The 25,220-nt window shown below is 33.5% G+C and carries 17 protein-coding genes and 1 tRNA gene; 9 read left to right on the top strand and 9 right to left on the bottom strand.

What is annotated here, in order from left to right; translation table 11 throughout:
• Window positions 1-14: 14 nt before the first annotated feature.
• The 4 genes from BMZ09_RS00415 to BMZ09_RS00400 all read left to right on the top strand — a co-directional run bounded on the left by BMZ09_RS00415 (window position 15) and on the right by BMZ09_RS00400 (window position 3,375).
• Complete coding sequence (locus tag BMZ09_RS00415; protein WP_090836495.1) at window positions 15-1,196, top strand: response regulator; 1,182 nt, start codon at window positions 15-17, stop codon at window positions 1,194-1,196.
• 26 nt (window positions 1,197-1,222) lie between these two features.
• Complete coding sequence (locus tag BMZ09_RS00410) at window positions 1,223-1,720, top strand: glycosyltransferase family protein (RefSeq protein ID WP_090836493.1); 498 nt, start codon at window positions 1,223-1,225, stop codon at window positions 1,718-1,720.
• A gap of 10 nt (window positions 1,721-1,730) precedes the next feature.
• Window positions 1,731-2,732: a type I phosphomannose isomerase catalytic subunit gene (locus BMZ09_RS00405; protein WP_090836491.1), complete on the top strand. Its 1,002-nt coding sequence runs from the start codon at window positions 1,731-1,733 to the stop codon at window positions 2,730-2,732.
• 64 nt (window positions 2,733-2,796) lie between these two features.
• Entirely contained in the window at window positions 2,797-3,375 is a 579-nt protein-coding gene (locus BMZ09_RS00400; RefSeq protein WP_090836489.1) for a PhnA domain-containing protein, read from the top strand.
• A gap of 53 nt (window positions 3,376-3,428) precedes the next feature.
• Here BMZ09_RS00400 and BMZ09_RS00395 read toward each other — a convergent pair whose 3' ends face one another.
• The 5 genes from BMZ09_RS00395 to BMZ09_RS00375 all read right to left on the bottom strand — a co-directional run bounded on the left by BMZ09_RS00395 (window position 3,429) and on the right by BMZ09_RS00375 (window position 9,909).
• A complete protein-coding gene (locus BMZ09_RS00395) occupies window positions 3,429-4,529 on the bottom strand; it encodes a DUF4407 domain-containing protein (RefSeq protein WP_090836487.1) in 1,101 nt (366 codons plus the stop codon).
• A 148-nt stretch (window positions 4,530-4,677) separates the two neighbouring features.
• A complete protein-coding gene (locus BMZ09_RS00390; protein ID WP_090836485.1) occupies window positions 4,678-6,879 on the bottom strand; it encodes a T9SS type B sorting domain-containing protein in 2,202 nt (733 codons plus the stop codon).
• A gap of 2 nt (window positions 6,880-6,881) precedes the next feature.
• The gene (locus BMZ09_RS00385) at window positions 6,882-7,247 is read right to left on the bottom strand and encodes a BlaI/MecI/CopY family transcriptional regulator (RefSeq protein ID WP_090836483.1); all 366 of its coding nucleotides are present in this window, start codon (window positions 7,245-7,247) and stop codon (window positions 6,882-6,884) included.
• Window positions 7,248-7,530: 283 nt separating this feature from the next.
• Window positions 7,531-8,391, bottom strand: a complete 861-nt coding sequence (locus tag BMZ09_RS00380; protein ID WP_245741060.1) for a DMT family transporter — start codon at window positions 8,389-8,391, stop codon at window positions 7,531-7,533.
• 129 nt (window positions 8,392-8,520) lie between these two features.
• Window positions 8,521-9,909, bottom strand: a complete 1,389-nt coding sequence (locus tag BMZ09_RS00375) for a dipeptidase (protein WP_090836480.1) — start codon at window positions 9,907-9,909, stop codon at window positions 8,521-8,523.
• Window positions 9,910-10,023: 114 nt separating this feature from the next.
• On the opposite strand from BMZ09_RS00375, the gene BMZ09_RS00370 reads away from it, so the two are divergent.
• Window positions 10,024-10,105, top strand: a tRNA-Leu gene (locus BMZ09_RS00370).
• A gap of 114 nt (window positions 10,106-10,219) precedes the next feature.
• Here the strand turns inward: BMZ09_RS00370 and BMZ09_RS00365 are convergent.
• From BMZ09_RS00365 to BMZ09_RS00350, 4 genes are all read right to left on the bottom strand, one after another.
• Window positions 10,220-13,117, bottom strand: a complete 2,898-nt coding sequence (locus tag BMZ09_RS00365; RefSeq protein WP_090836479.1) for an alpha-amylase family glycosyl hydrolase — start codon at window positions 13,115-13,117, stop codon at window positions 10,220-10,222.
• A gap of 84 nt (window positions 13,118-13,201) precedes the next feature.
• Window positions 13,202-14,539 carry a SusE domain-containing protein gene (locus tag BMZ09_RS00360; protein WP_090836477.1) on the bottom strand — a complete coding sequence of 446 codons (1,338 nt, stop codon included), beginning with the start codon at window positions 14,537-14,539 and terminating at the stop codon, window positions 13,202-13,204.
• Window positions 14,540-14,551: 12 nt separating this feature from the next.
• Entirely contained in the window at window positions 14,552-16,441 is a 1,890-nt protein-coding gene (locus tag BMZ09_RS00355) for a RagB/SusD family nutrient uptake outer membrane protein (protein ID WP_090836474.1), read from the bottom strand.
• A 15-nt stretch (window positions 16,442-16,456) separates the two neighbouring features.
• Complete coding sequence (locus tag BMZ09_RS00350; protein WP_090836472.1) at window positions 16,457-19,366, bottom strand: SusC/RagA family TonB-linked outer membrane protein; 2,910 nt, start codon at window positions 19,364-19,366, stop codon at window positions 16,457-16,459.
• A gap of 269 nt (window positions 19,367-19,635) precedes the next feature.
• On the opposite strand from BMZ09_RS00350, the gene BMZ09_RS00345 reads away from it, so the two are divergent.
• The 4 genes from BMZ09_RS00345 (at window position 19,636) to BMZ09_RS00330 (ending at window position 25,209) form a co-directional block, all read left to right on the top strand.
• Window positions 19,636-20,676, top strand: a complete 1,041-nt coding sequence (locus BMZ09_RS00345; protein WP_090836469.1) for a LacI family DNA-binding transcriptional regulator — start codon at window positions 19,636-19,638, stop codon at window positions 20,674-20,676.
• A gap of 132 nt (window positions 20,677-20,808) precedes the next feature.
• The gene (locus BMZ09_RS00340) at window positions 20,809-22,182 is read left to right on the top strand and encodes an MFS transporter (protein ID WP_090836467.1); all 1,374 of its coding nucleotides are present in this window, start codon (window positions 20,809-20,811) and stop codon (window positions 22,180-22,182) included.
• Between the two features lie 3 nt (window positions 22,183-22,185).
• Window positions 22,186-22,842: a beta-phosphoglucomutase gene (gene pgmB / locus BMZ09_RS00335; RefSeq protein ID WP_090836466.1), complete on the top strand. Its 657-nt coding sequence runs from the start codon at window positions 22,186-22,188 to the stop codon at window positions 22,840-22,842.
• Window positions 22,843-22,902: 60 nt separating this feature from the next.
• Window positions 22,903-25,209 carry a glycoside hydrolase family 65 protein gene (locus tag BMZ09_RS00330; RefSeq protein ID WP_090836464.1) on the top strand — a complete coding sequence of 769 codons (2,307 nt, stop codon included), beginning with the start codon at window positions 22,903-22,905 and terminating at the stop codon, window positions 25,207-25,209.
• Window positions 25,210-25,220: the final 11 nt, after the last annotated feature.

Here is a 25,220-nt window from a genome sequence, read left to right as displayed (position 1 = left end):
TAAACACACTTATTATGAAAGTTTTAGCAATAGACGACCAACAATTAGTATTACTGCCTTTACAAAAAAGATTAGTAGAGTTAGGATACGAAGTAAAAATAGAAACAGACGCCAACAAAGGTTTAGAGATATTTGAGTCTTTTAGTCCGGATCTAGTAATTGTGGACATAAACATGCCAGGCGTATCTGGATTGGAAGTTGTAAAATATATTAGAATTACAAAAAACTCTCAAACGCCAATCATGGTTTTATCGGGAGATACCAAAGACGAAACAATAACAGAAGGTTTTGAATTAGGTATTAACGATTACATGAAAAAGCCATTAAGCTTAAACGAAATCAGTGCACGTGTAAAACGATTAATTGGTGCTCCAGAAGTACAAAACACAGTGACTAAAAGTAATGTAATAATACAAGAGCGTTGTGTAGGTGTTGTCATCCCTTGTTATAATGAAGAAGAGCGTTTATTAAGTGAAGAATTTATTACTTATATAGATAAAAACTCTGGTTACCATTTGTGTTTTGTAAATGATGGAAGTAAGGATAAAACATTAGAAGTTTTAAAAGAATTACAAAAGGGAAGAGAAGATTTTATTACAGTTTATGATTGTGAGAAAAACGGAGGAAAAGCAGAAGCTGTACGTTTAGGAATGTTACACATGGCTGAAAAAGAAGATTTAGATTACATCGGGTTTTTAGATGCAGATTTATCTACAGACTTAGCAGATTTTGATGATTTAGTTAAAACTATCGAAACTACAGAATTTAAAATTGTAAGTGGATCACGTATCTCTAGAATGGGAGCAAATATTACAAAGGAATCTGCAAGAAAAATAATCAGTTTAACCATTAACTTTATTATCAGAAAGATTTTAAAAATGGACTTTAAAGACACGCAATGTGGCGCTAAAATTTTCCATAAAGATGTTATTGATATCGCTTTTGGTAAAAAGTTTGTAACACAGTGGATTTTTGATGTAGAAATTTTTAAAAGAATGAGTATCCATTTTGGATTAAAAGAAGCAAAAACAATGCTTTGTGAGCAGCCATTAAAAAGATGGATTCATGCAGATGGTTCTAAGTTATCAATGAAAGATTCAATAAAAATTGTTGGACAACTTGGGCAAATTGCTTGGGTGTACAGATCAAAAAAGAAACACACAAAAGCAACCTCAAAAGACCTAAAAGTAGCCTAATTACCAACTTTCTAAATCCCCAAATCATGAAAACAGGTATCATAATAATTTTTCATAATAACGAAAAACATATAGACACAGACATTTTTGTAAAACAACTTCGTCAGTCAAATAACATCCAGTTTTGCTTAGTTAATAATGCAAGTAAAGACAATACAATGCATGCTTTACAAGAAATAAAAGACGCTGGATTACCAAATGTATCTGTAGTAGATATAAGAAAATTTAAGTCAGACGTTTCGGCAGTAAGAGCAGGAGCAAGATTTATGTTTAGTCAATTTAACCTAAAACATTTAGGATACATTTCAACTAATTTGCTAAATATTAAATACCAAGGATTAAATGGTTTAGTAAGAGCAATCAGCGAAAACCATGAAGTAATAGTCGATTATAATGTCGAAAATTTAAAAGAACGTGGTATTAAATTAACACTATTTCAAAGTCTATTTTCAGTAGTCGAGTATTTGAAAAAGCTAAATGTCAAGAATAAATTTGTTAACCGTCAGTATTTAAGTAAACTATAAACCGCTAATTATGAAAGTATATCCAATTAAATTCAATCCAATATTAAAAGAGAAAATCTGGGGAGGAAACAAACTAGGAAACCTTTTAGGAAAAGATACTGACAAAGATAATGTTGGCGAAAGCTGGGAGATCTCTGATGTAAACGGAAATGTATCTGTAGTTAGTAATGGTGTTTATAAAGGTACTAATTTAAAAGCGCTAATTGCAACTCACGAAGCAACGCTTTTAGGATCAGATAATTTTGCTCATTTTGGATATAACTTCCCATTATTAATTAAGTTTTTAGATGCAAAAACAGATTTGTCTGTACAAGTACATCCAGATAATAAAATGGCTAAAAAACATCACAATAGTTTTGGTAAAACGGAGATGTGGTACATAATGGATAGTGATGAAAATGCAGATATTGTTTTAGGTTTAAAAGATAAAACGGTAAATCCAGAAGTATTAAATCATATTAATGCAGATAATGTAGATGCTGTTTTTAACAGAGAACAAGTTAAAAAAGGCGATAGCTTTTTTATTCCAGCAGGAAAAATACATGCTATTGGAGCGGGTGTTTTAGCAGCCGAGATACAGCAGACTTCAGATGTTACTTATCGTGTTTATGATTGGGATAGAACAGATGATTCTGGTCAAAAAAGAGAATTACATACAAAGTTAGCAGAACAAGCGACAAAGCAATTTGACTCTAATGGTAAAGCAGATTACGCTTTACAACCTAACACTAGTGCAAGTTTAGTTAATTGCGAATATTTTACAACTAACATTTTGGATATTACAAACCATCAAGTTAAAGACTACTCAAGCATCGATTCTTTTATTATTTTTATGTGTGTAGAAGGTCAAGTAGATATAACAGCAGGTTTACATACTGAAACCGTAAAAATGGGAGAAACTATTTTAATCCCAGCAAATGCAAAAGAAGTTGCATTTAACTCAGACAACGCAAAATTATTAGAAGTATTTGTAAGTAGTGACTCAACACAAAACTTACAACAAGCATCTTAGTCCTTATTTTAGTGCCAAAACACAAAGCATTTACTATATTTGTTGGCATCAAAAAAAACTTATCATGAGCGTACTTCAAATGTTAGAAGAAAGAAGTAATACAACTTGCGAGTTGTGTACTTCTCCAACAGATACTAGACAATATAATATTCCGCCATCATTAACAGAAACTGTAGATACTTGCGTATTAGTTTGCGGTACCTGTTATGATCAAATCGAAAAAAACACAGAAATGGATGTTAATCATTGGAGATGTTTAAACGATAGTATGTGGTCAGAGCACGTTGCTGTTCAGATTATGGCTTGGAGAATGTTACAACGATTAAGAGGCGAAGGTTGGCCAAAAGATTTGTTAGACATGATGTACTTGGATGAAGATAATTTAGCAATAGCTAGATTAACGGATGAGCATAAAGACGAAGCTGACAAAATTATCCATAGAGATGTTAATGGTGTAATTTTAGAAACAGGAGATAGTGTTGTTTTAGTTAAAGATCTTAAAATTAAAGGGTCTAGCCAAGTTGCTAAACAAGGGACTGCAGTTAGAAATATTAGATTAGATCGTGAAAACGCAACTTATATTGAAGGTAAAGTAGGACCAACACTTACCGTTATTATTACAGAATACGTTAAGAAACTATAATCTTAATGACAACATATAAAAAAGGCTTCAATTAATAATTGAAGCCTTTTTTGTTACAATGCTTTTTCTTGTTGTTTGTAAAATGCATCTGCTTGAAGTTGCATTAATGCACGTGCTTTTTTACGTTTGTATTGATACAGTTCATCTTCTTCTGATAAATCCGAATAAATTTTATCATTTATTTTAAAGTCAGCTTTTACAGATAGTTTTCTTTCTTGAACACGTTGCTCAACAACCGTTTTGATAGCTGTTTCTTGATCTTCTAGTTTAAAATCATATTCTCCCTTGGGTGATAATAGTTTTGCTATTATAGGCGAGGTTTCAATAGCTAAAAATAATAAGAATATAAAAAAAGAAGGCAACCAGGGTAGCGTGTTTAAGGCATTGATTCTGGCCATTAAACCGTCAAAGCCATCAATAATAGGTTGTGTGTTGGCTACTTGTAAGTTGTAATTTGTTTTAAGCTCAAGCAGTTCCAGTTCAATAGCTGTAATTTTATCCTTAGTCTCTGTTTTTAATAGTTGTAAGTCTGCTAACGCGGTATCGTGCTTGTCTCGTTTTTCTTTATAGACAGGTCCTTTTCCTAGTTTATTAGTTCCAGAAGTACCTTCCGCTTCTGTAATATAGGTGTTGTAAAGCGTATTTACTTCAGCTTCTTTTGTGTCAATATTAGTCTGTAAAGTTTTGATTTTTTGTTTTAACTCGGTTTCTTTTGGTGAAAACTGTAAAGCAATATCGTCTTGATTTTGAAGCGTCATTGCATTTTTCTCTGTTAATAAGACTTGATTGATTTCTTTTTGAAAAATTTTAAGTTCTAAAGGTTTTGATATTACTATAGCAATAATTAAGGCTAAAATTAGTCTAGGTGTTGCTTGAAGCAACTGATTAAAAAATGAACCTCTTTTTTTGATGGTTGACACAATAAAACGGTCTAAATTAAAAATTAAAAGCCCCCAAACTAAACCAAATCCAATAGAGATATATGCGTTATCAAAAACGGTGTAAAGGGCATAGCTAGAAGCTATAAAAGCCATTACTGCTGTAAAAAAGACGGTAGCGCCTATTCCTGCGTATTTATTTTGTTCGCCATTAGAGGATGTTTTCAGAATATCGGTATCTGCTCCAGAACAGATTATAAAAAAGTGTTTAAACATGATGTGATTGATTTTGATTGATGATCCTTAGATAAGCTCAGGACTGATTATCTATTAGAACGCTAAATGTCTGGTTTTGTTACAGTTTTGAGCAAAAAAAAACCAGAAAAATATTTTTCTGGTTTTAAAATTAAAGATTAAAAGTGGTTTAGTTTATTATATACAAAGGTCCAGCTGTTGGTTCTTCTTTTGTGCCTGTTTTTAGTACATAATAATAAGTGCCTTGTGTAACAGTGCTATCTTCATTATCTGTAAATTCTTTGTCTACCTTACCATTCCAACTGTTGTTATACCCTTTTTTACTATATATCATTTTTCCCCAACGGTTAAATATTTTTAATTCGTTGTTTGGGTAGTTTTCAATACAATTAATTTTTAAAGTTGTATTTGACTGCTTAAAGTTTATTGTATTATTAAAACTTAAACAGTCGTTTGCATTGGTCTTAACTTGTTTTCCATTTATCGTTTCTATAGGTTTACTAGAAATAATAACTGTAGAAACGCCATTATTAGTGTGCGATGATATATTTACTTCTTTGTTGTTTTTTATAACTTGTTTAGCTTCTTCAGCGGTAATAGGATTACCATTATGAAAAAATGTAGCGTTTTTTTGAGCCATTTCTGCAATGTGCACTGACGGGCTTGCAGGCGTTGGTGGTGGTACATTAAAGTCATCATCTTCCCAAGTTTTTTTAAATTCAGAGATAATTTTACCGTCTTTATAAATTTTAGTTATTTTTTGACCTGGAATAACTTTGCTGCCATCAGTTTGGTTAGAAGATAATTCGGTACCCGTGCTATTTACTTCAATTCCCCAACGATTATAATATTTGGTTTGATTTTTTATTTTCACATAAAAATGAGGTTTACCATTTATATCTATAAAGCCAGTGGTTTTGTCTGAGTTTAATGGTGCAGGCGGTGGAGGAGGAGGGTTTTTATAAACCTTTCCGTTTACAATTTTATTCTCTTTATTGTATTTTTCTATAACCTTTTCTTGTTTTGCTTTTTCCTCTGGAGTTGCATTTGGATTTGCAGGTGGCGGTGGCGGTGGTGGCGGAATACTAGAGGCTTCTCCTTTTTTTACTTTAGGTGATTCTGAATAGTTTTCATCATCAATGTCTACTAATTGTATTCTTATAGATTTATATTTCTTAGACTTAGAAGCGATGTCAAAAAGCATGATAAAGTCTCCTTTTTTAATTCTTGAGATATATTGTCTAGTTTCATTACTAGGCATGTTACCTTCGTTAAATAATGTTTTAACCCCAGGGATTTTTAATTTAAAATTAGTTATATCTTCTTGATTAGTTGTGTTTAAAATTAACTCTGCTATTCCTTTTTTTGAAAAGTTAAGTGTACAACCATCACATTCTATTCCGTTAACTAGTAAAGTAGAGTTTTGTTTGTCAACAATAGATTGATTTTTATAATCTTTAATTACTGAAGCAGCTTTAGTTTCTGCTTTGGTAATTACTTCTTTTTCAACCTCTTTCGTGCTGCTAAAACTATAAAGTAATAGCGCTAATAGAGGCAATAACAAAAGGCTACGTAACCATTTTGTTTTTGTGGGTGTTTGTGTGTTCATAAGTGTAAAACGTTTTTTGATTGATGAATAATTGATTGCATTAGCTAATACTAATTCTTGTTGATTTGATGAGAATTGCAACAAGATGTTTTGGTAGTTTTTTGTGTCAATGCCATGGTTTAAGACAGCTTGATCGGCTAAAAATTCATGATTAAGTTTGGCTTCTTTTTTAAGCCAATATACTAATGGGTTAAACCAAAACATGACTTGAAGTAACTCTATAATTATGATGTCTAAACTGTGTTTTTGTTTGGCGTGCGTTTGTTCGTGTAGTAAGACTTCAGCAGGAATTTGTTTGTTTTCAAACTTGTTTTTATTTAAAAAGATATAATTAAAAAACGTATGCGGAATTTCTAATTGCTCCATTAAAACATTGATAAAAGAGCTGCTTTTTACTTTAGTGTGTTTTCTGATTTTTGAAACTATTTTATATAGATTAACGCAAAATCTAATAAAGAATAAACCTACTCCTAAAGCATAAATACTCCATAAAATGATGGATAAGTAGTTGGTTTCTTCTACTATTTTAAAATTTGTGTCTAATGGTATTGTTGTGGAAGTATCAAAAATAAATGATGACTTGTCAAAAGCAGGCTGGACATATTTTACAAACGTAATAAAAGGGATGATTCCTGCGACTGCAACAGCAACCAATAAATAAACTCTTTTAAATTTATGAATGCTTAATGGTTCTAACGCTATTTTGTAAAACAATAGCAAAGCTAAAAGGCAAACACTGGATTTTAATAGTAATAGTTCCATGATTACTTGTTTTTAATTTCGTTGTCAATTATTGCTCTTAACTCCTCTAATTCATTTTTACTTAAATCGGTTTCTTTGGTAAAAAAAGAGGCAAATTGAGAACTGCTATCGTTAAAAAAGTTTTTAATTAAGCCATTAACATGCTTAGAAAAATAGTCTTTTTTCTTAACCATTGGTTGGTATTGTCTTGAGTTGCCAAACTTGGTGTATGTCACAAAACCTTTATCCGTCATACGTTTTAATAAGGTTGCAACGGTTGTGTTAGCAGGTTTTGGCTCTGGATAGGCTTCTAATAAATCTTTCATGAAAGCTTTTTCTAGTTTCCATAGATGGTTCATTAATTCTTCTTCCGTTTTTGATAATTGCATGTCTACAAGTTTAGATTAACTTCTACAAATGTAGAACAAAAAAATGATTCTACAAATGTAGAGGTGTTTTTTTTGTTTTTAATTATAAAAGAAAGTAGAGTTTTTGTTTTATTCCTAATCAGTTACGATAGAATAATAACATATTTGCTATCATCCACTCCACGTCATCCTGAACTAGTTTCAGGATCTCCTCCCAAACGGAAATAACTACGTTATCACAAAAAAGGTACGCCTAAATAAAGACTTTTTATTAAGCTATTTTTTTATGAAAAGAGTAGATTCTTTACTGCTTCCTAGAGCGTAAACTCTCAATAACAACTGTAGATAGGATTAGCATTCCACCAAAAAAAGTGTTCCAAGTAGGAATTTCGTTTAAAAAGAAAAAGGCAATTATAATTCCGAATATTGGTTGTGTGCTACCAATAATACTGGCTGTACTGACTTTAAAATGGTTTAAACTTTGAATAAATAATGTATGACCAATTGCTGTGGTTACTAATGCTAGAATAATAACATACGGAAACTGTGTGCTTATATTAGAAGTGTCGTATAAAAATAAGGCAGGTAATAAAATGATGCTTATTATTAATAATTGAAAAAACATTAGACTGCTACCATGGTAGGAGGTTACGTATTGTTTAAGTATTAAAATACGCATAGCATAACAGAAGGCAGAAAATAGTCCAAACAGAATCCCTTTTACGGAGTCATTTTGAAAGTCTAATTCTGGAGAGAGGATGTAAATCCCTAAAAGTACCATTGCGCCTAATAAAAGGTGCATATAATCAAATTTTGTTTTAGAAAATAAGGGTTCTAAAAAGGCTGTCATTATAGGAAATGTAAATAAGGCTAGCATACCAATAGCAACACTTGATAGTTGTAGCGCTATAAAGTAAGTAATCCAATGCGAAGCCATAAATAAGGCACTTAATACAAAAGCACCTAAGTCTCTTTTAGAGTTTATTTTTAGGGTAATGTTTTTGTATTTACAATATCCTAATAGTAGAAACAAAGCTAAAAAACTACGCCACCAAATGGTTACAGGAGCAGGCATGCTTATATAGCGACCTAAACTACCGGATGTACTAATTAGTAGTGTGGCAAAGGTTAGTGCTAATACGTGCTTTAAATGTTGGTCTTTCACTTTGATTGGTTGTGTAAGCGGTAGTAATGGCATCCTTTATTTTGCTGCCATATATGGCAAAATAAAGATATAATGGATGACGCGACCACCTTTTGCCTACTAAAAGCAAAAGGTGGTGACACCCTAATTTTATTTATACATTTCTGTAAAGTACTTATAGAAATACGGAATAGTTTCGATTCCTTTTAAGTAATTCCATACTCCAAAATGTTCGTTTGGACTGTGGATTGCGTCGCTATCTAAACCAAAGCCCATTAAAATGGTTTTACTTTTTAATTCTTGCTCAAATAAAGCTACAATTGGAATACTTCCTCCACTACGTTGTGGTATTGGTGTTTTTCCAAAGGTTTCTTGATAGGCTTTACTTGCTGCTTGATAACCTACACTATCTATTGGTGTTACGTAACCTTGTCCACCATGATGAGGTGTTACTTTTACTTTAACGCCTTTTGGTGCAATGCTTTCAAAATGGTTTTTGAATAAGTCTGTGATGTTTTCCCAATCTTGGTTTGGGACTAAACGCATCGATATTTTTGCAAATGCCTGACTTGCTATTACTGTTTTGGCACCTTCTCCAGTATATCCGCCCCAAATACCGTTAACGTCTAAGGTTGGTCTTATACTGTTACGCTCGTTGGTTGTATAACCTTCTTCTCCGTAAACAGCATCAATGTCTAAAGCTGCTTTGTATTTGTCTAAAGAAAACGGAGCTTTTGCCATTTGAGCACGCTCGTCTAAAGATAATTCTTCAACATTATCATAAAATCCTGGAATGGTAATATGATTGTTGTCATCGTGTAATGATGCGATCATTTTAGTCAAAACGTTTATTGGATTTGCTACTGCACCACCATATAATCCTGAGTGTAAATCACGATTTGGTCCTGTAACTTCTACCTCAACATAACTTAAACCACGTAATCCTGTTGTAATGGATGGTGTGTCTTGTGCGATCATACCAGTATCGCTAATTAAAATGACATCGTTAGATAATTTATCTTGATTTTGCTTTACAAACTTACCAAGATTAACACTTCCAACTTCCTCTTCGCCTTCTATCATAAACTTGACGTTACAAGGTAAAGTGTTGTTTTTAGTCATAAATTCCATTGCTTTGACGTGCATGTACATTTGTCCTTTGTCGTCACAAGCACCACGTGCAAAAATAGCACCTTCTGGATGTAAATCTGTTGTTTTAATAACAGGCTCAAAAGGAGGAGAGGTCCATAAATTTAACGGATCTGGCGGTTGTACGTCATAATGACCATATACTAAAACCGTTGGTAAATCCTTATCAATTATTTTATGTGCGTAAATAATTGGATACCCTTCTGTTTCGCAAATTTCAACAACATCACAACCAGCGTCTTTTAAGCTTTTTGCCACAACGTCTGCGGTGTTAATGGTATGTTCTTTATAAGCAGAATCCGCACTGATTGACGGAATCTTAAGTAATTCTATTAATTCGTCAAGAAAACGTTGCTTGTTTTCTTGGACGTAAGACTTTATGTTTTTCATGAAAATAGATTGAATTTATGTAAAAATACAAAAAGGATAATAATTTCTTTTAAGGTTGTTATGAATATTCAAACTATTGTTTATATTTGCAATCCGAAATTACGGGTATAAGTCGCAGGCGTGGTGGAATTGGTAGACACGCTAGACTTAGGATCTAGTGCCGCGAGGTGTGGGAGTTCGAGTCTCCCCGCCTGTACAAAGTAAAAAAGCTTCTCTTGTTAGAGAAGCTTTTTTTATGCGCTATAATTAGAAAAAAGGAAAAAGCTTCAGCACAATTACTGAAGCTTTTTGTATTAAAAAGATTAAATAGTTACGATTTAATCAGTTTAGTAGTTTGTATTTGACCGTTATTAGTTTCGGTTTTTACTAAATAAAGTCCTTTTGCTAAATCGTGAATATAAAATTTATGACCTGCTTTAAAAGTCCCATTATAGGTTTGTATTAGTTTTCCTGAAAGATCAATTACTTGTACCTTCTTTACTTCAACGTTTACTGAAAAAGAAACGTTAGATGGGTTAGGATACAGTTTAAAGGCACTAGATAGATCAAACGTATCTGTGCTTAAATTTTGTGGTACGGCATTACCATACACTTTAAATTGTCCAGCAGGAATACTTAAAGGCGCTGTTGTACTAGTTACATTTATTGAAGTACTGTTTGTTGCATCCATTAAGTCATACCAAGTCCCCGTAAACGGAAAGTCTGGCGTTATATTTTGCGAAACAACATCAAAATTAGCTAAAATAACAACGTTATTTAATTGGTCTGAGGGTATGGTGTTATCAAAAATGTATATTCTTGGTGTTAATGTGTTAACATCAGGGTTGGTTGGATTGTTAATAACATAATCGCCTTCAAAAACGGGTTGGTTAACTTTTAAATCGTTAAGCCTTGACCAATCATTATAAACTTGGCTTCTAGTAGCGTTTGTTAACCAATTATTATCCCATTGTGGTTGTGGTTTTGTATCTAGTTTACAGTCGCCATCTGATCCTCCAGGGACGTTTACACTTCCGTTATTACACGTGTAAATTGAATTTTCCATACCTAACGCTCCAAAGTGCCAAATCATTTTTGGGCCAGGAATAGTTAAACTTACTGCACCTAAAGCGGACATTCTAGAGATTGCAGTGTTTAAATTTGTAACATCATGACTAGTGTTAGATGTATTTCCAAATTGTAAGTTTCTGTACATTAAACGTTCTTCGTCATGGCTTTCTGGGTAACCAATTAATCTAGGCGCATCAAAGTTTCGGCTATTGTGTCCCATTCCATTAATGTTACTATTAGAAGCGTAACCCATTGTTAATTGATTGTATGGATCTGTCATTTTTCCCCAAAGCATGATGCCTTTGTCTTCGCTTATTCTGTAATCAGCCCATTCTTTTTCTTCTTGAGTACCACCTAAATGTTCGAAAATCACATAATGATCATCGTCTAAACTCCAAGAATAATCAGCGTATTCTTTTAAAACAGCGACTCTGTCTGCTTGATATTGGTTTGTACAGTTCTCGTCTGATGGGCTACAGTTTTGGGTAAACCCTTTAGTTAAATCCCAACGGAATCCATCTATATTAAACTCTTCCACCCAATGTTGCACAACACGCTTGGTGTAGTTTTTAGTTAACGTGCTTGAATGGTCAAAGTCAGAACCAACGCTATAACTATGAGTTGCGACTTGATTAAAGTAAGGGTTTTCGCTGCTTGGTTCTCCCCATCCATCATTATCAGGGTCGTCCATCCACATGCGTACCATTGGATTACGTCCAAATGCATGGTTTAAAGCAATGTCTAAAATAACTGCAATTCCGTTTTGATGACAAACATCTACAAACTCTTTAAATTTAGCTTCTGTACCGTAGTATTTATCTAAAGCCATATGAAAAGAGGTGTTATAACCCCAACTTTCGTTACCTTCAAATTCCATTATTGGCATTAATTGAATGGCATTAACATTTAGGTTTTTGAAATAATCAATTCTATCTATTAATTGCTGAAAGTTTCGTCCTCCGTCCGCATTTTTATCAAAGTCTCTAATTAAAACTTCGTAAATCACTAAGTCCTCTTTTTTAGGTTTTTCAAAGTCAGTTACTTGCCAATTATAAGTGGTTTGTCCTGTTTGTAAAACTGTAACTTCTCTTTCTTGACCAGCAGGATACACTGGTAAGTTAGGATAAGATGAAGTTGGGATAGATGGATCGTCAAATGGAGAAAGTACTACTGTAGAAAAAGGATCTGCTATTTTAACTAGTTTAGGAGAGTCTGTTACTGTGTTTTCCGCTCCAACCCAATATTGATACGTTTCTATTTGTTGCGTAACTAATCCGTTAATCGCTAGCCAAAATTTACCAGTAGCAGGATCTTTTTTCATAGCATCAGCGTCTGAAGGTGTCCAGTTATTAAAACTTCCGGCAACGTAAACAAAATCTTTTAAAGGGGCTTCTAACACTAATGTTGCAGAAGTTGCGCTAGTATAATTAATACCATTTACCATGCCTGCAGGTAGTGCTTCAGAAGCTGCATTATTTACTAAAATGGTAAATGTTTTTGTAACTGTCTCAGTGCCTTGTGACACTTCAAGTTGACAATATTTATTTTCGGTTATATTAGAAAATGAGTAGTTGTAAAAGTTAGTTGTAGTTGTGTTTACAACAGCTCCGTTAGCTTTTAAAACATAAGTAGCATTACCATTAGTGTTTTGTGCTAATATTTGAGTGCTAGCGCCATTATTTACTGCAATTATTCCGTTTGAAGTTGGATTAATCATGTCTACTTGAAAAGCACCAACATTAAATACAAAATTTTGACATCCGCCATTATCTAGTTTTAACTCTTGAGTACCGTTTGGGTTTCTAAAAACTAGTCCCATTTTAGTAACATTAACTTCTTCAGAAGCTGTTAAATTAAAATAAGTATTTGGGGTTAATGTAATACTCCATGTGCCATCACCATTATTGGTCATTTCTCCAATGCCATCATCTTGTCCCCAGTTTCCGATTACTTTTATACCATATTCATCGGTTTCATCACCAAGTCCCAAATGGGCATATATTTTTGTTGGATTAACAATACTATTACATGTGGTTGCAGTTGCATCTACAGTAATAGTAACTGGTTGATCTACTAGTATAGGATTAGGGCTTATTGTGACTTGTGCGACTGCAAATAGAGGAAAAAGCAGAAGCAAGAAAAGTAGTTGTTTTTTCATGTTGTTTTTTTAAAATAAAAGGCCTGCATTATAGAAAACTAATTGATGCAGACCTTTTTTGTTATACTTAAAACTTGATGTTTTTTACCATTGGTTTAAACTAATCATAGGATCAGCCCCAGAAAAGTCAAATACAATATTATAGATTCCAGCAGTTACAGGTATGTTAGCACCTCCAACTTCCATTGTTCCATCGTTACCATCGTCACCATAGTTAAGACCCCATGCATCGTTTTGACGTATTTTAATCTCACCATCAGTTAATGTAACACCATTGATGTAATAAAACCCTTCGTTGATTCCAAAATCTGGTAAAAACTTAACGTTTGGTCCATCCCATCCATTAGGAGCAGCATCACCTACAAGTCCCCAAACATCCATTGGTTCTAACTCGTACGTTTGTGCATTTAAATCTAAAGTTAAAATGTAATGTCCAGCAGTTACAGGTATATTTCCTCCTCCAACTTCTAAAATACCATCTAGACCATCATCACCAAGGTTTACACCCCAGTCATTATTAAATCTAAATTTCATTTCACCATCGGTTAATGTCACCGCTAATTTAAAATTGTCTTGAAAAGAATTATAAGTTAATTGTGTGTCTGGTCCATCCCATCCATTTGGTGTACCATCACCAACAATTCCCCAAGAAAAAGGTTCTAATGTGTAAGATAAAGGTACTGCAGCATCATCCGTCATTACAGTAATTTTATAAGTACCAGCAGTTACAGGGATATTAGCACCGTTAGGCTCTACTGATCCATCAGCACCATCGTCACCATAATTTTCTGTCCAAAGGTTGTCTTTTCTAAACTTCATTTCGCCATCTCTAAGTGTTGCATAGGCAACGTATTGATTTGGTGTGCTTGTTGTGTAAAACGGTACATCTAAAATTGGTCTGTCTGTTCCTGCATCCCAACCTCCAGGAGTCGCATCTCCCACTAAACCTAAGTTTGTAGATAGGTCTAATAAAGATGAATATGCTGTAATATTAACCGTTTTTACGTTAGAAGTAAATACCGTCCCTTCACTAAGTGTTGTTTGTATTTTAAAATCAATATCAGTAGCTGTATTAGGAACAATTCCTAGAGATAGCAATTTACTGTTTATCTCTTGACCTAATAAGATTTTTACTAAATCTGATCCAGCTGAAATAGATTGAGGTGCGCTAAAATCACCACCAGTAAAATCTATTAGAATTTTATAATTAGCAGCAGCATTAAAACCATAATCTGGATCTGTCCAATTTAAGGTTAAGACTTCTGTTTCTGCTAATTCTTCAGTTAACACTAACGTTTGTTCAGAAACACTTAACTCAGTATTTACATCACTATTTAACGTTGTTAACTCATTATCATCACAACTTACTAGCACAAATAAAAGTGCTAATAAGGTAATGGAATTATTAATTAATTTTTTCATTTTAATACGGTTTTAGTACCCTTCGTTTTGAGAAAGGTTAGGATTAACTGTAATAATACTAGTTGGTAATGGGAAAAGGTTTCTAAAGCTTGACACTGAAGTTCCTGCTGGTTCGTTACCTTTAAATGGCCATAAATAAGCATCTGTAGTAAAGTAATCGTATCTAATTAAATCAGTACGTCTTTGACCTTCCCAGTATAATTCTTTAGATCTTTCATCAAGAATAAAGTCTAACGTGATATCTCCACTTGAAATATTAGCGAAAGCACCACCTGTAGCTCTTTCTCTTAATTCGTTAATCTTCATTGTTGCTAAACCTAAATCTCCGCCACCACCTCTAACAGTCGCTTCGGCGTAGTTTAAATAAATTTCGGCTAAACGAATTAATGGTAAATCAGAATCTACAAAGTCTCCAGCAGCATCACTACCTTGAAATCCGTCACTATCTACGTTTTTAAATTTAGTCACCGCATAACCATTCTCGAAAGGCGGAATAGATTCGATTTCTAAGTTTTGTCCATCACTATAAAACATTCCTCTTTTATCTGCTGTAAAAGGTGTTATTGTGTAGGTTAATGCATTAAGATCTAAAGTAATGTAATATGTTCCTGCAGTTACAGGAATGTTTCCACCTCCATTTTCTAAAGCACCATCTTGTGGATCATCGTCTCCGTAGTTATTTCCCCAATCTTCATTAAATCTAAATTTCATGAAACCATCAGTTAAATCTACATAAAGACCAAATTGATTAGATCCAGTTTGAAACATTTCTGTATCTGGTCCGTCCCATCCATTTGGTGTACCATCTCCAACAAGTCCCCAATCTGATTGCGTTCCTAAAGCAGCATTTAAATCGTCTATATTGGCAGCGAATTTTTCGACAAGATTTTTAGTTGTTCTAATTCCGGCCCAACCACCATTTACACCAAATTCTGTTGCATCCATAGATCCACCAATAGCAGCATGTACTAAAAATGTAGTACCACCATAAGTTTGAGATCTAAGACCATCAAAATTTAAAGCAAAGATAAATTCGTCTTGTGCTCCGTTAGTATCGTTATCTGCTAAGAATAATTCGTCATAAGCAGTTCCGTTACCATTAGCATCATTCATGTTAATGCTATATCCAGAGTTAATAACATTATTAGAATACGTTACGCAGTCAGTATAACGTGCGCTTCCTGTCCAAACTTCTGCATTTAAGTATAGTTTAGATAGTAAAGCCCAAGCAGCAACTTCGTCTACACGTCCATACTCGTTAGAACGACCAGGCTTTAATTCGCCTTGAATTGCTAATAATTCTGATTCAACAAAATTAAATAATTCGGTTCTTGAAGCTTGAGATGGTAAGTCTGTTGTTACTTCTGTAACTAAAGGCACACTACCAAATAAGTCCATTAAGTTATAGTATGCAAAGGCTCTTAAAAAACGAGCTTCCGCAATAAAATTACTAACCTCAGCATCTGTTAATGCAGCTGCATTGCCTATAAAAGAATTACAAAAAGAAACTTCTTGTGCTAATCTGTAATACATAGCTTCACTAAAGTCATTACTTCCAGACCAATATTGCCCGTGTAAATCAGGCAAACCTGCGTCTCCCCAACCAACAACTGCGTGATCTGTAGTTAATTCGTTTAAGTTGAAAAGCATACGCGAGTATTGAGAAAATCCTTCATCTATATCTGCAATATCTGCTTGTCCAGAAGGACCTTGTTGTCCTGTCAATGCTAAACTAGCATATAGTTTTGCTAAAGCCCCTTTTGCTTCTGTTGCATTAGCAAACACATCTTCTTCGGTAAAACTATCTGGATCAATCGGAGACTGATCTAAATCGTCATGACATGATACAAATCCTAAGGATAGTAACATGATTACAATTAAATGTTTAAGTTCTTTTTTCATTTTTCTGCTTTTTTATTAAAAATCAATGTTTACACCCATTACAAAAGATCTAGGTCTTGGATAAAAGTTATTATCGATACCTAAATTAATTTCAGGATCTAATCCACTGTAATCTGTTATTGTTAAAACGTTTTGTAATGATCCGTAAAACCTAAACGTTGTGTTTTTTACTTTATCTAAAGTATAACCAATTGTGATGTTGTCTATTTTAAAGAAAGATGCTTCTTGCACAAAATGGTCACTAGTAGCTGTTCTATCACTAATTACTGTAAATCCACTGTTGTAATAATCTGAATGAATGTTAGATAAAATGTTATTGTTAGTTGCGTTTATTAATACACCTCTATTAGCTTCTACATCATTATACATATAGTTTCCTACACTAGCTCTTGATTGTAAAGAGATGTCCCAGTTTTTATAACTAGCATTTGTATTAAAGCCCATTAAGATATCTCCAAATGGATCTTCTTTAATGTATTTGTCTTCGTCGTTTATAACGTTATCTCCGTTTCTGTCTACAAAAACACCTTCTAATGGTGTTCCATTAGCATCATATACTTGTTCAAAAACATAAAAACTATTAGCAGATTCTCCTTCGCGATGAATTTGAACCGTGTTACCAGTTCCTGTAGAAATACCACCCTGTGCTTGGTCTACATTAAGCTTTGTAATTGTATTATCATTAAAAGAAACATTGTAGTTAACGGACCATTCAAAATCGTCTGTTTTTACAGGAATAACGTTAAGGTTAAATTCTAAACCTTTGTTTTCCATATTACCAATGTTTTTGTTTACTCTGTTTCCAAAGTTTGTAAAAGGATCTACAAGTGCAGAAGCAATTAGGTCGTTAGTTTCTTTTACATAAGCGTTAACCGATCCTGAAATACGTCTGTTTAAAAAGGCATAGTCTAAACCAACATTAAATGTTTTTCCAATTTCCCAACGTAAATCCTTGTTAATAGGTTCAGGTCTGTAGGTTTGAAAGAAACCAGTACCAAATTGGTAATTAGCAGTATCTGTACTTCCGTTATATCGTGTTAAAAACTGGTAGTCACCTAATCCGTTTACGTTTCCTACTTCACCATAACCAACACGTAATTTTAATTCGTTAAAGAAAGAATCTTGCATAAAATCTTCTTTGTGTACACTCCATGCAGCAGCAACAGAAGGGAAAATTCCCCAACGGTCATCTGGGTTTAATTTTGAAGAAGCATCGGCTCTTACGGTAGCAGTTAAATAATATTTACTATCGTAATTATAATTAGCTCTTCCAAAATAAGATAATAAAACATTTTTAGATTTATCTATAAACTCAAATTGGTTTCCATCTTCTTGAGCTTCGCTATCATTACTAAAGTTATCATATTCAAAAGACTGGTATGCGTAACCTCCCGCAACTGTTAGATTATGCACATCTTTAAATGTTTTGTTATACGTTAAATACGCATCAAAAACTTTGTTGTCAGAGTTTTGAGAATAACTAGTTTTAGAACCGTTAAAGGTTGGGTCTGATGTTGGAATAAATTCTGAAGTTACTGTACGACCATGACTGTTAGAAGTGTCGTAACCAAGATTAACTGTTGCAGTTAAATCTTCAAAACCATGTATTTTATAATCAAATTTAGCACTACCAACAAAACGTCTAACTTCTGCAGTATCATCCTTTAGGTTTAATAAAGCTAATGGGTTAGTTGGCGCTAAGTTATTTTGGTTTCCTGTTCCTGCATCTAACCATGCAAAATATCCACCGTATTGTGAGTTAGGATCTAAAATAGATTGTGTAGGGTCAAAACTTACAGCACTTCCAATAGCTCCTCTATCAGAAAATGTATTTTCAGTATACATTGCTCTAGCATTTAATTGTACGGTTAAATGGTCTTCTAATAAACTTGGAGTAAGACTTATTGATCCTGTTGTACGTTTTAAATTGTCGCCATCTAATATTCCGTCATGTTCAGAATATCCTAAAGACGCACGCATTGGTACACCAAAAGCATTACCTAAAGCACTAAAGTTATGGTCTTGTCCAAAGGCTGTTTTGTATATTTCGTCTTGCCAGTCTGTATTTGCATTTCCTAATTGTGCAATTTGAGCAGGCGTACCTATATCATTAATTAAGGTTCTAAATTGATCTGCGGATAATACATCAACATTATCAATTGGACTGTAAACCGTAGTTTGAGAACTTACGTTAAATTTAAAGTCTTTGTTTTTTCCTTTTTTAGTAGTAATTAAAATAACACCATTGGCAGCTCTAGATCCATAGATTGCTGTGGAAGAGGCATCTTTTAAGACTACAAAAGTTTCAATATCATTTGGATTAATAAAGTTTAAAGGGTTTCTAGTTCCTCCAACACCACCGTTATCTAACGGGATTCCGTCAATAACGTAAAGTGGTTCTGTAGTTAAGGATAAAGATCCTGCTCCACGTATAGTAATGCTTTGTCCTTCTCCAGGCGCTCCACTTCCAGAAGTTACATTTACACCTGCTACTTTACCACTAATAAGTGATTGTGCAGATACAATTGGTCCTTTGTTAAAGTCTTCGCTGGTTAGTAAATCTGTTGTTCCTGTTAAATCTTCTTTTTTTACACCACCATAACCAATAACTACAATTTCATCTAAAAGTGCAGCATCTTCAACTAGAGCAACATTTAATTTAGATTGACCTGTATAGGTTATTTCTTGAGAGACATAACCAATGTAAGAGTATACTAAAACGTCTCCATTGTTAACATCAAGTGAGTAATTACCATCAAAATCCGTAGCTGTACCCTTAGTTGTGTTTTTTATAATAACATTAACCGTAGGTATGGGTAAGGCTGAAGCTTTTTCAGTAACTGTCCCTGTAACTGTACTTTGTGCAAGTAAAACAGTTGGTATAAACAGTAAAGCTAATAGAAGCCTTTTAAAAATTGTTTTCATACAATAATATTAAATTAGTTTAAATTTTAAATGTATATTTCTACTTCTCGAGGATAAAGCTATGTAAATTTTATGTTAACTTTTTATCTCAATTTTGAGAATGTGCTACGAAAACGTTTTCGTGTTGACAACTTTTTGAGTATTTGAGAAAAATGACCATTGAATAATGAATAATCGTCATTTTTTAATGAATATTTGATATAAACTATTAAGTTTAGGGTCATAAATGTGTTAAATCTCAAACGCACAGCCAAACAACCACCTTATTTATGAAAAAAAGAATAACACTTAAACAAATTGCGAGAGAATTAGATGTGTCTATTTCTACGGTTTCTAAAGCGTTAAGAAATAGTATTGAAATTAGCGAAGACACCCGTCAAAAAGTACAAGCTTTTGCTAAATTTTATAACTACAGACCTAATAATATAGCACTTAGCTTAAAAAACAGAAAGACAAAAACCATAGGTATTATCATACCAGAAATAGTACATCACTTCTTTTCTAAGGTTATTAGCGGTATTGAAGCAGTAGCCAATAAAAGAGGATATAATGTTATTGTTGGACTGTCAAATGAATCGTTTGCAAAAGAGGTAATCAACATGGAAATGTTAGCCAATGGAAGTATTGACGGATTTATATTGTCTATTGCAAAAGAGACGTTACAACAACAAGATTACCATCATTTTACCGAAACGATTAATCAAGGAATGCCTATCGTGATGTTTGATCGCGTCGTCAACGCTATAAAGTGTGATAAAATAATTGTAGATGATGTTTTAGGTGCAAAAAAGGCGGTTAGTAAGCTAATAAGTAATGATTGTAAAAATATAGCCATTATAACCACTAAAGATTATGTTAGTGTCGGAAAATTAAGAACGCAAGGGTATTTAGAAGCTTTAGAAGAACATAAAATTAACCCAAAAGCAAGCTTGATTTTAAAGGTGGATGATGAGTTATTATCGGAAGATCATTTAGATTCTCTTGAAAAAGAAATCGAAAATTTGTTTAGAAACAATAAAAAATTGGATGGTATTTTTGCTGTAAATGAGTTGTATGCAATTACAGCAATGAAGGTAGCCAGAAAGTTAAAAATGAATATTCCAGACGATCTTCAAATTATTGGTTTTACAGATGGTGTATTGTCTAAACATGCAGTGCCAGCCTTAACTACCGTAAGTCAACACGGTCAGAAAATAGGTGAAAAAGCAGCCGAATTATTGATAAATAATCTAGAGCGTGAAGATGAAGAAGACATCTACGAAACCGTAGTTATTGAAACAGAATTGATAGAACGAAATTCAACAAAATAAAAAAATAACCTTGGTCATTTAAAAACTTTTATATCTTTACAGCATTCAAAACTTATATTTTTACTTCTCAGGTAATATAGTTTTGATAGGTTTTTTCGCTTATCAAATAGTATCAACTAATAAAATACTATTATGAAAAAACGCACACTTGGTTTTTTAGAAATCTGGAACATGAGTTTTGGTTTTTTAGGAATTCAATTTGGTTTCGCCTTACAAGGCACTTCAATGACAAGAATATTTCAAACATTAGGAGCTGCTCCTGATGAGATCCCTATGCTTTGGATTGCTGCACCTTTAACAGGTCTGCTTGTTCAGCCTATTATTGGTTATATGAGTGATCGTACTTGGAGTGAAAGATGGGGACGAAGAAAACCTTATTTTTTAATTGGAGCGGTACTTAGTACTATGGCTTTATTTTTTATGCCTTACTCTCCTGTATTGTGGGTGGCAGCAGGCCTTTTATGGATTTTAGATGCTTCTATTAATATTTCAATGGAGCCTTTTCGGGCTTTGGTTGCGGATAAATTACCAGAGTCTCAGCGCTCTTACGGATTTGTAATGCAAGCTTTAATTATTGGAATAGGAACATGGATTGCTAGTAGTTTACCGGAAATAGTATCCTATTTTGGAATAAGTAATTCTGCGGACTCAGGGGTTTTACCCATGTCTGTAAAATTATCATTTGCAATAGGTGCTTTTGTGTTTCTAGGAAGTATCCTTTACACGGTGATTACAACTACAGAATATCCACCAGAGGATATGGAAGCTTTCAAAAAAGAAAAGGCTAAGAAAAACCAATTCATTCCAGACATTCTAAATAATATTGGAAACATGCCACTAACAATGAAAAAACTAGGCTTAATCCAGTTTTTCTCATGGTTTGCATTTTTCACCATGTGGAGCATGGCAAACCCGGCACTAACAGAGCATGTGTTTAAAACACCAGCACCTGTAGAGACTGCTTATGACATGACTATTCCGGCTCAAGCCGAAGCTTTTAATGTTGTAAATACTGCCTTTCAAGAATCGTCAAATGCAATAGGATCTGCAATGGGGGTTTATGGATTATCTTCTATGGCGTTTGCTTTATTATTAGTGTTTTATACCTCTAGAAAAAATATTAACCGAAAGTATGTCCACATGGCATCTCTAATCTTAGGAGGTCTTGGTTTTGTATTGATGAACTACACATCTCCTGAAAACTTAAAATGGTGCTTTGCATTAATTGGGTTTGCTTGGGGTAGTATTTTATCCATGCCTTACGCTATGTTATCAAGTTCTGTAGACCCTAAAAAAATGGGAATGTTTATGGGGATCTTCAATATGTTTATTGTTATTCCGCAAATTATCGCAGCACTTGGAGGTATTAATTTTATCTCAGGACTATTAGGTGATGATGCTATAAATGCAATGACTGTTGCAGGAATTAGCTTAATAATTGCAGGACTTTGCAACTTATTAATTACCAACAAAAACGCAATTACATACCAAGCAGAAGAAATTTAAAAGATGAATAAAAAAGGATTCATATTCGATTTAGACGGTGTCATCGTAGATACTGCAAAATACCACTTTTTGGCGTGGCAAAACCTTGCAAAAAGTATAGGTATTGATTTTACACACGAACAAAACGAACAACTTAAAGGTGTTAGCCGTGTAAAGTCATTAGAGAAAATATTGGAATGGGGAAATAAAACCATTTCAGAAGAACTGTTCGCCTCATTAATGGGTAAAAAAAATGAAGAGTATTTAAGCTTCATTGAAAAAATGACTGATGAAGAAGTCTTACCTGATGTACCTAAAATATTAGCGTATTTAATTGCTCAAAAACAACCAATTTCTTTAGGTTCTGCTAGTAAAAATGCACGCCCAATTTTAGAAAAAGTCAACTTGCTTTCTAAGTTTGATGCTATTGTGGATGGTAACGATGTTAGCAAAGCAAAACCAGATCCAGAGGTGTTTTTAATAGCAGCACAGCATTTAAACATGAAACCAGAAGATTGTATCGTGTTTGAAGATTCAGTAGCAGGTGTTCAAGCAGCTAATACTGCTAACATGATATCTATTGGTATTGGAGAAAGAAATGTATTACATGAGGCTGATTATATTTTTTCGGATTTTACTGAAATAGAAAATAGCTTTATACAAGAATTAATAAATAGATAAAAATATTGATTGTCACACTGAGCGTAGTCGAAGTGTATGTTATCAAAAAAATATAAGAAAATGAATCAAGATTATATACAACCAGACAATTGGTCTATAATTGAAGAAGGTTTTGATGCAGATCGCGTAAAATCTTCAGAAAGTTTATTTAGTATCGGAAATGGCGCCATGGGACAACGTGCTAATTTTGAAGAACAGTACACCGGTCCAACCTTTCAAGGAAGTTACATTGCAGGGGTTTATTATCCAGACAAAACCAGAGTGGGTTGGTGGAAAAATGGTTATCCAGAATATTTTGCAAAAGTGTTAAATGCACCAAATTGGATTGGTATTAATGTAGTAATTAATGGAGAACAGTTAGATTTAAATACCTGTGTTGCCATCACTAATTTTAGAAGAGAGCTTAACATGAAAGAAGGTTGGTTGTCTAGAACGTTTACAGCAACGCTTCAAAATAAATTAGAAGTAGAGGTTAAAACAACACGTTTTTTAAGTTTAGATTTAGATGAGGTTGGTGCAATTAATTACCAAGTAACACCTTTAAATGGAGACGCTACTATTAAATTTCAACCATATTTAGATTCAGGAATTACTAATGAAGATACCAATTGGGATGACCAATTTTGGGATACTTTAAAAGTGACTACAGAAAATGATAAGGCTTTTATTGAAGCAAAAACCATGAAAACAGGTTTTCATACTTGTACGTTTATGCAGGCTTCAGTGTATTTAGAAAACAAAAAACAAGAGCAAAATCCTGAAGTTTACCAACAGGAAAATGCGATTACATTTACTTATAGTCTTTCGGTTGCAAAAGGACAAACAGCAAGTGTTGTTAAGTTTGGAGGTTATACTGTAGATCGTAATCACGATAAAACGGAATTAGTTTCAGCAGCAAAAACAGCTTTACTTACAGCTTCAGAAAAAGGGTTTGCACAGCTTTTAGAAGCGCAAAAGCAAGCTTGGGATGCTATTTGGAAAATGTCAGATATCACTATTGATGGAGATGTAAAAGCACAACAAGGGATTCGTTTTAATATTTTTCAATTAAATCAAACCTATTTAGGTAAAGATTCTAGTCTAAATATTGGTCCAAAAGGATTTACAGGAGAAAAATATGGTGGAAGTACTTATTGGGATACGGAAGCGTATTGTATTCCGTTTTATATGGCTACCAAAGATCAAAACGTCGCGCGGAACTTATTAAAATACAGATATAATCACTTAGAAAAAGCGATTGAAAATGCCGAAAAGTTAGGTTTTAAAAACGGAGCAGCATTATACCCAATGGTAACCATGAATGGTGAAGAGTGCCATAACGAATGGGAAATTACCTTTGAGGAAATCCATAGAAACGGAGCCATCGCGTTCGCTATTTTTAACTACTATCGTTACACTGGCGATTACAGTTATATTCCAGAAATGGGATTAGAAGTCCTTATCGGAATAGCAAGATTCTGGCAACAACGTGCTACGTTTTCAACAGATAAAAACCAATACGTTATTTTAGGTGTTACTGGTCCTAACGAATATGAAAACAACATTAATAATAATTTTTACACTAACTATTTAGCTAAATGGTGTATTGATTATGCGTTAGATAATATAGAGAAAGTCAAAGAAGGACATCACGACGATTATTTACGTATTACGGGCAAAACAAAAATTACTCACGAGGAGTTACATGCTTGGCAAAAAGTTGCAGATAATATGTATTTCCCTTATTCTGAAAAGCATCAAGTGTATTTACAACAAGATGGCTTTTTAGATAAAGAATTAATTACTGTAGCGGATTTACCAAAAGTAGACCGACCAATAAATCAGAAGTGGAGTTGGGATAGGATTTTACGTTCGCCTTACATTAAACAGGCTGATGTGTTACAAGGGTTTTACTTTTTTGAAGACCAATTTTCTACTGAAGAATTGAAACGTCATTTTGATTTTTACGAACCATTTACAGTGCACGAAAGCTCGTTGTCACCTTGTGTGCATAGTATTCAGGCTGCTAAGTTAGATCAAATGGATCAAGCATACACGTTCTATTTACGTACCTCTCGTTTAGATTTAGACGATTATAATAAAGAGGTAGAAGAAGGCTTGCATATTACTAGTATGGCAGGTACTTGGATGAGTATTGTCGAAGGTTATGGCGGGATGCGTATTAAAAATGATATGCTAAATTTTGAACCTCGTATTCCTAAAGAATGGGATGCGTATTCATTTAAAGTCAATTTTAGAGACCAAATATTAAAAGTAAATGTGTCACAATCAGAAACTACTTTCGAGTTAGAAGGTAACACAGATTTGAACATAATAGTAAATAATAATCCCTTGACTATTTCGCCAAATAACTTGGTGAAAGCATAAACTAAAGACAC

It is taken from the genome of Olleya namhaensis (genome assembly GCF_900114005.1).
In the GTDB taxonomy this organism is placed as follows: Bacteria; Bacteroidota; Bacteroidia; order Flavobacteriales; family Flavobacteriaceae; genus Olleya; species Olleya namhaensis.
Note: the sequence above shows the minus strand (reverse complement) of the source record. Positions and strands in the feature narration are given on the sequence as shown.

Coding starts and splice junctions, on each gene's coding strand:
- BMZ09_RS00415 (WP_090836495.1), top strand. CDS start 15: ATGAAAGTTTTAGCAATAGACGACCAACAATTAGTATTACTGCCTTTA.
- BMZ09_RS00410 (WP_090836493.1), top strand. CDS start 1,223: ATGAAAACAGGTATCATAATAATTTTTCATAATAACGAAAAACATATA.
- BMZ09_RS00405 (WP_090836491.1), top strand. CDS start 1,731: ATGAAAGTATATCCAATTAAATTCAATCCAATATTAAAAGAGAAAATC.
- BMZ09_RS00400 (WP_090836489.1), top strand. CDS start 2,797: ATGAGCGTACTTCAAATGTTAGAAGAAAGAAGTAATACAACTTGCGAG.
- BMZ09_RS00395 (WP_090836487.1), bottom strand. CDS start 4,529: ATGTTTAAACACTTTTTTATAATCTGTTCTGGAGCAGATACCGATATT.
- BMZ09_RS00390 (WP_090836485.1), bottom strand. CDS start 6,879: ATGGAACTATTACTATTAAAATCCAGTGTTTGCCTTTTAGCTTTGCTA.
- BMZ09_RS00385 (WP_090836483.1), bottom strand. CDS start 7,247: ATGCAATTATCAAAAACGGAAGAAGAATTAATGAACCATCTATGGAAA.
- BMZ09_RS00375 (WP_090836480.1), bottom strand. CDS start 9,909: ATGAAAAACATAAAGTCTTACGTCCAAGAAAACAAGCAACGTTTTCTT.
- BMZ09_RS00365 (WP_090836479.1), bottom strand. CDS start 13,117: ATGAAAAAACAACTACTTTTCTTGCTTCTGCTTTTTCCTCTATTTGCA.
- BMZ09_RS00360 (WP_090836477.1), bottom strand. CDS start 14,539: ATGAAAAAATTAATTAATAATTCCATTACCTTATTAGCACTTTTATTT.
- BMZ09_RS00355 (WP_090836474.1), bottom strand. CDS start 16,441: ATGAAAAAAGAACTTAAACATTTAATTGTAATCATGTTACTATCCTTA.
- BMZ09_RS00350 (WP_090836472.1), bottom strand. CDS start 19,366: ATGAAAACAATTTTTAAAAGGCTTCTATTAGCTTTACTGTTTATACCA.
- BMZ09_RS00345 (WP_090836469.1), top strand. CDS start 19,636: ATGAAAAAAAGAATAACACTTAAACAAATTGCGAGAGAATTAGATGTG.
- BMZ09_RS00340 (WP_090836467.1), top strand. CDS start 20,809: ATGAAAAAACGCACACTTGGTTTTTTAGAAATCTGGAACATGAGTTTT.
- pgmB (WP_090836466.1), top strand. CDS start 22,186: ATGAATAAAAAAGGATTCATATTCGATTTAGACGGTGTCATCGTAGAT.
- BMZ09_RS00330 (WP_090836464.1), top strand. CDS start 22,903: ATGAATCAAGATTATATACAACCAGACAATTGGTCTATAATTGAAGAA.